Annotated in this window: 7 protein-coding genes; 6 read left to right on the top strand and 1 reads right to left on the bottom strand. The window is 42.7% G+C overall.

Features of this window, described 5'->3' with window-relative positions:
* Positions 1–195: 195 nt before the first annotated feature.
* From IQ229_RS07820 to IQ229_RS07795, 6 genes are all read left to right on the top strand, one after another.
* Positions 196–1,503: an efflux RND transporter periplasmic adaptor subunit gene (locus tag IQ229_RS07820; RefSeq protein WP_194042680.1), complete on the top strand. Its 1,308-nt coding sequence runs from the start codon at positions 196–198 to the stop codon at positions 1,501–1,503.
* A 265-nt stretch (positions 1,504–1,768) separates the two neighbouring features.
* Positions 1,769–2,509 carry an SDR family oxidoreductase gene (locus IQ229_RS07815; protein ID WP_194042678.1) on the top strand — a complete coding sequence of 247 codons (741 nt, stop codon included), beginning with the start codon at positions 1,769–1,771 and terminating at the stop codon, positions 2,507–2,509.
* A 75-nt stretch (positions 2,510–2,584) separates the two neighbouring features.
* Positions 2,585–3,679, top strand: a complete 1,095-nt coding sequence (locus IQ229_RS07810) for an alkene reductase (protein ID WP_194042676.1) — start codon at positions 2,585–2,587, stop codon at positions 3,677–3,679.
* A gap of 35 nt (positions 3,680–3,714) precedes the next feature.
* Positions 3,715–3,945 carry a hypothetical protein gene (locus tag IQ229_RS07805; protein WP_194042673.1) on the top strand — a complete coding sequence of 77 codons (231 nt, stop codon included), beginning with the start codon at positions 3,715–3,717 and terminating at the stop codon, positions 3,943–3,945.
* A 138-nt stretch (positions 3,946–4,083) separates the two neighbouring features.
* A complete protein-coding gene (locus IQ229_RS24650; RefSeq protein WP_194042671.1) occupies positions 4,084–4,797 on the top strand; it encodes a rubrerythrin family protein in 714 nt (237 codons plus the stop codon).
* A 94-nt stretch (positions 4,798–4,891) separates the two neighbouring features.
* A complete protein-coding gene (locus IQ229_RS07795) occupies positions 4,892–6,085 on the top strand; it encodes an MFS transporter (RefSeq protein ID WP_194042669.1) in 1,194 nt (397 codons plus the stop codon).
* Positions 6,086–6,111: 26 nt separating this feature from the next.
* Here the strand turns inward: IQ229_RS07795 and IQ229_RS07790 are convergent, their stop codons facing one another.
* Positions 6,112–6,681, bottom strand: coding sequence for a TMEM175 family protein (locus IQ229_RS07790; RefSeq protein ID WP_194042668.1), 570 nt, complete (start codon positions 6,679–6,681; stop codon positions 6,112–6,114).
* Between the last annotated feature and the right edge of the window lie 2 nt (positions 6,682–6,683).

Below are 6,683 nucleotides of genomic sequence, written 5' to 3'. Positions count from 1 at the left end.
ATACAGTTGAAGTCAGAAATTTAAGGAGCGGATTCACCTTTCGGTAGATTTAGACAGAATCATCAAAACTGTATATTTGGATGAGATAACACATAATTTGCCACAAAACCTCATGCTAAATCAGTAATTTCAAGAACGACAGATGAAATTTTGATTGAATTCTAGTTAATTTGTTCCTTAAGTTCCTCAAAAGCCATGACATCCCCTGAGCCTCAAACTGATTTTGGAGAAAAAACTCCACAAACGTCATTTGAGCCACCTTCTGGAAAACGGCGGTGGCTTTGGTTGAGTTTAGCCGGACTCCTATTGTTAGGGGGCGGAGCAACTCTATGGCGTTTATTCACTCCACAAAATTCAGCACCTTCAGCTACTAACGCTCAACCTCAAGGGGTAAGAGTCAAAATATCAACAGTACAAAGCGGCATAATTGAGGAAAGTTCAGATTTTATTGCTAGTCTAAAATCCTTGCGCTCAGTCACGCTCCAGCCGAGAATTCAGGGTCAAGTTACCCAGATACTTGTCAAATCGGGAGATCCAATTGTCGAAGGAGCGGCAATTCTCCAAGTAGATCCTACACCACAGGCAGCGATCGCTAGGAATAATCCTGTGCCTCAAGCATTTTTAATGCAACTGGCAAATGCCCGCGCCACGCTCAAATCTTTAGAAGCAGAACGACCATCCTACGTTGCGAATCTGCAATTGTACCAGCAGAACTACGATAAGTTTGTCAACCTAGCTGAACAAGGAGCCGTGTCTCGACAGACTAGCAATCAGTTTGCTAATCGGCTCGCTAATGCTAAGACTAGTCTCGATGCAATTGATTCCAGGATTCAAGCACAACGAGCCACCATCTTAGAGGCTGAAAAATCCTTGCAGCAATCTAATGTAAATACTCAAACACAACAGCCCCAGTCTGACAAAATTATCGCTCCTTTTAGTGGCACAGTTGGCAACATCCCTGTGAAAGTCGGTGATTTAGTTAATACTTCTACACCATTAGTTAATATCACGCAAAATCGACCTTTAGAAGTGAATATCTCTGTGCCGCTACAGCAAGGGCCCCAATTGCGTAAGGGTATGCCAGTAGAGGTGATGAACACGCAAGGTCAAAAGCTTGGTAGAAGTAGGATATTTTTTATTGCACCTAATGCCAGCAATGAAACACAAACGATACTGATTAAAGCACTGTTTGATAACACTAACGGTCAGCTACGTGCAGATCAATTGGTTAGGGCTAGAGTGTTCTGGAATCAGCGCCCCGGAGTTTTAATTCCCACAACAGCAATGACTCGTGTCGGTGGAGACACTTTTGTTTATGTAGTTGCAACCGAGACATCTTCCCAAGGTGTATCCCAACAAGTAGCTCGGCAAAGGCGAGTAAAGCTAGGCGAGATCAAAGGTAATAATTACCAAGTTCTTGAAGGATTACAGCCAGAAGATAAAGTTATTATTTCAGGGTTGCTCAATCTCAGGGATGGTGTTGCGATCGTTCCAAAATTTTAATTAAGGGGAGTAGCACTTCGACTCCTTTCCCTACGGGACGCTACGCGTAGCTTGCTTCCCCGGAGGGGTACGGCTCCGCTCAGGGCAAGCCGCTCAGTGACCTTAGCTTCATTTCTCCCGCCTGAGATTTACTTGAATTCACTGGCGGGATTTTGACTGGAATGAAGTCGGCAGTTTTAGCAGCGATCGCTAAATTTAACCTTGGGACAGTACCTTTAACAATAGATAATCACTTTAGTTAACCAAAATTAAACTCAATTAATCTATGGCATCTTTGACAGGGAAGGTTGCAATTATCACTGGTTCATCGCGGGGAATTGGACGAGCAATCGCACTCAAGTTAGCTGGTAACGGCGCATCTATTGTCGTCAACTATGCGGGGAATGCAGGCAAAGCACAAGAAGTTGTCGCAGAAATTGAAAAGTTGGGAGTAGAAGCGATCGCTATCCAAGCTGATATTAGCAAAGTACCCGACATCAAAAGGTTATTTGAACAAACACTTGAACGTTTTGGTAAAGTCGATATTTTGGTCAACAATGCCGGAATTGCTTTCTATAAACCAATTACTGAGGTGACTGAAGAAGATTTCGACGCAATTTTTGCCATTAATGTCAAAGGCACTTATTTTGCTTGTCAACAAGCCGCGCAACATATATCAGAAGGAGGACGGATTATCAATTTTTCCTCATCTACTACGGCGATGATGCTGCCAACTTATAGCGCTTATGTAGGAACCAAGGGTGCTGTTGAACAAATCACGCGGGTACTAGCTAAAGAATTAGGTGCAAAGGCGATCGCAGTTAATGTTATTTCTCCTGGCCCCACCGATACAGAACTATTCCGAGAAGGCAAAACACAAGAACAGATAGATCGTTTAGCCCAAATGGCGGCTTTTGGCAAACTGGGAGATGTGCAAGAAATCGCCGATGTAGTAGCGTTTCTTGCTAGCGACGAAGCTAGGTGGATCACTGGCCAAAACATCCGTGTCAACGGTGGAATCTCGTAAGGAAAAGCTCTCCTAACGATCCCCGTTTTAAAACCTCAGTCAGTAATGTGCAACACCGTAATAGAAATTTAAGCTATGAATTCCAATATCAATCTTTTCACATCAGTTCAGCTTGGCCCTTACACCCTACCAAACCGAATCGTAATGGCACCGATGACACGTTTACGGGCAATTGCAAGCATCCCCAACTCGCTAATGGCAACTTACTACACCCAACGCGCTAGTGCTGGGCTGATCGTTACCGAATGTACAATGGTTTCACCTCTGAGTTTAGGATACATTAACTGCCCAGGAATTTACTCAGAAGAACAAGTGGCAGGCTGGCGGTTGATAACTAATGCAGTACACGAACAAGGGGGCAGAATTTTTTTGCAACTTTGGCATTCTGGGAGAGTTTCTCACTCGGCTTTACTTGATGGAGAATTGCCAGTTGCTCCCAGTGCGATCGCTGGAATTGGCTCACTTCACACACCCATAGGTAAAGTATCGTTGGAAACTCCCCGTGCTTTAGAAACCCCAGAAATTTCCGAGATTGTCGAGCAATTCCGCAAAGGTGCCGAAAATGCCTTGGCGGCTGGTTTTGATGGGATTGAACTTCACGGTGCATTTGGCTATTTAATCGACCAATTTCTCCAAGATGGCTCTAACCAGCGCACAGATGAGTATGGCGGTTCAATAGAAAAGCGTAGCCGATTCCTGTTAGAAGTTGTGGAAGCAGTCGCTAGCGTTTGGGGTGGGAACCGGGTTGGTATCAAACTTTCGCCAAGTAACACTTTTTATGGAATGCATGACTCTAACCCTCAAGAAACTTTTGGTTATGTAATCAATGCTCTTAACCCCTTTGGACTTGCCTATCTTCACCTGATGGAACCAAACGAAGTTGATTTAGCAACCCGCGAAGTCATGAACCCAGTTACACCCTACTTTCGGCAAATATTCCAAGGTACTTTGATTACTAATGGTGGCTACGATCGCCAAACAGGAGATAGCATTCTTACTAGTGGCAATGCAGATTTAGTTTCTTTTGGCAAGTTATATCTTGCTAATCCTGACTTACCAAAACGTTTAGAATTTAATGCACATTTGAACGCTCCAGATCCAAAAACATTTTATGCCCCTGATGCTACAGGATACACCGACTATCCATTTTTAGAACTTCAGACAAATTAAAGCAATCACAGCCATCTCTAAATCAAAAATATAATTTGTCAGTTGCACAATTTTTCGGTTTTATAATTGTCCAAGTAGGAGAACACAGCCGTGCTGGCTTTCGATTAAAACGGATTGCTAAAGACGGGACAAAGGGGAGCATCTACTTTTGGAAGAAACACCGGGCGATTGGAAATCGCGGCTACACAAACGAAGTCCGCCTACGCGGACTCTCTGAAACCCGCGCAGGCGGGTTTAGTTTGTATAGCCCCAGACTTCTAGTCTGAGGGCGATCCGCCAAAAGTGGATGCTCCCATGACAAAGTTTGTATAAAGCATTTATAACTTATACAAATAACGGCTGATTATCCGGTTGTAGAGTCTGTGCTTTTGCACTAAATATCACTTATCAGGCATTAAAAAATTATGGATTTGTCCAACTTTACTACACTTCAAAACTTAGAAGCAGCCTTCGGTGGTGAATCGATGGCAAATCGGAAGTATCTGTTTTTTGCAGATGTAGCGCGTCAACTTGGGTTTACAGACTTGGCGAAACTTTTTAAAGAAACAGCAGATCAAGAAACTGAACACGCTTTTGCACATTTTAAGTTACTACATCCAGAACTTGTGGTAGAAGATGCAACGGCTTTAACTGATGAACAAAAGCGGGAAATTGTATCTCGCTGTTTATCTTTGGCAATTGAAGGCGAGACTTACGAATATACCACAATGTATCCAGAGTTTGCCGCCGATGCCCAACGCGATCGCGACAATCCGGCAGCTGAAGAATTTCTCAAACAAGTTCAAGAATCTACCGATCATGCCAACACATTTCGGGAAGCTGCTCACCGTTTTGGCTTGTTAAAATTCATCGAAAATTATCACGCCGATCGCTACACTGAAGCCTTAGAAGTATTAAATGGTGGACAAGCAGCAACCAGGGTTGCTGGTGAAGAACCTAAAACTCGGAAATGGATTTGTAGACAATGCAGCATGATTTACGATCCCGTTGCTGGCGATCCTGATTCGGGAATTGCGCCTGGTACACCTTTTGAAGAAATTCCTGAAGACTGGGAATGTCCGATTTGCGGTGCTAGCAAAAAAACCTTTAAACCATTTGAGGAAAAAGTTGCAGCTTAAGACGACAATCAATTAGGCACTTTTTTAGCAACTAAACGCGAAGCATCTCTTGAGACGCTTCGCGTTCATAATTATTTATACACAGGGTTTGATCGTGCATTTACCAGAAGATAACAGCCAATCTGAACGACAGAAACCAGTTTATCGACAGCTAAATTTTCAGATTATTTGTGCAGTTGTACTAATTGCTGTTATTGGAGTTTCTAGCGTGACTCCTGCTTTTCCTAAGTTAGCTAAAGATTTAAATATTAACCCGAAAAATTTGGGTTTGTTGATTACAGCATTTACATTCCCATCTCTGATTTTAGGGCCAATTATTGGTATTCTTGCCGATAGATTGGGCAGAAAGAGAATTATCGTTCCTTCACTATTTATATTTGGCATAGCTGGTACTGCTTGCGCCTTCGCCCGCGATTTTAATTTATTACTATGGTTGCGTTTGCTGCAAGGAATTGGTGCTGCTTCTTTGCTTTCTTTGAGTATCACCTTAATTAGCGATTTATACACAGGAGACAGACGGACTACGGCAATGGGTTACAGTGCCAGTATCAGCAGTGTCGGCACATCAAGTTATCCAATAATCGGTGGTGCATTAGCTACAATGGGCTGGTATTATCCCTTTATGTTGCCCATATTAGCGATTCCTCTTGGGTTGTGGGTGTTGTTTGCACTTAAGAATCCCGAACCAAAAGGCGAGCGTAACCTCAAAGAGTATTTGAGTAATGCCATAAAAGTTCTGAAAAATCGTCAGCTATTTGGAATTTTTATTGCCAGTGCTGCTAACTTTGTTTTTCTTTATGGTGCTTATGTCACATATTTACCACAACTGATTAACGATACCTTTAAAGCGCCACCCACAATTATTGGATTGCTCCTTTCTAGTGTTTCCGTGGCAATTACGATTACATCTTCCCAGTTAGGTAGATTAGCGAGAAGATTTCCTGCCACAACTTTAATGAGTGCATCTTATGTTTTCTATGCATTAGCAATGTTAATAGTTCCCTTTGTGTCAAATATCTGGTTACTATTAATTCCAAGTACAATTTTTGGGATTGGACTTGGTATCGGTTTTCCTAGTAGCCAAGCACTTTTAGCAGATTTAGCACCAAGAGAATATTTGGCGACAATTATATCGGTAAACGGGACATTCTATGGATTAGGACAAACATTAGGCCCGTTACTTATGGGTTATGCCTTTGCTTTTGGCGGAATTAGTAGTGTGTTTTATGCCGCGACTGGTTTTGCTGTTTTGATATTTTTTGTGTTTAGGTATTGCACTTGTAGGTAATTTGTAATTCGTAATTCGTAATTAGTTTAGGGTGCGAGAGTTTTCTCAATGCGACGATCGGGGATCAGCCAGATGATTGCGACTAAAGCGTACAATGCACAGGCAAACCATGAGTTGATTAAGGCAAGTGGAATTGCCACAGCATAGACAACTACTGATACTTTTCCTTTGAAATCTTCACCAACTGCGATCGCTAGAGTCGAATCCTTGCCGTGGTAAGAAATCAGGATGCGAGTCAGAATAAAGTAAGCGATCGCATTCAACAACAACACCGTACCATAAAGGGCAACTGGTATAGGAGCAAAGTGATTCTCGCCCATCCAACCAGTGACGAAGGGGATTAGCGACAACCAAAACAGCAGATGCAAATTCGCCCAAAGGATACGCCCATTAACGTGTCGGACTGCTTGTAGTAGGTGATGGTGATTGTTCCAGTAGATGCCGATATAAATAAAACTCAACACATAGCTCATAAATACCGGGATTAGTGGACGTAGCGCAGCTAAATCGAACCCATGCGGTACTTTGATTTCCAGCACCATGATAGTGATAATGATGGCAATCACCCCATCTATGAATCTGCCTCTTATACACATCT

It is taken from the genome of Nostoc cf. edaphicum LEGE 07299 (assembly GCF_015207245.1).
In the GTDB taxonomy this organism is placed as follows: domain Bacteria; phylum Cyanobacteriota; class Cyanobacteriia; order Cyanobacteriales; family Nostocaceae; genus Nostoc; species Nostoc edaphicum_B.
The sequence above is the reverse complement of the archived record's forward strand: the minus strand, read 5'-3'. Positions and strand labels throughout refer to the sequence as shown.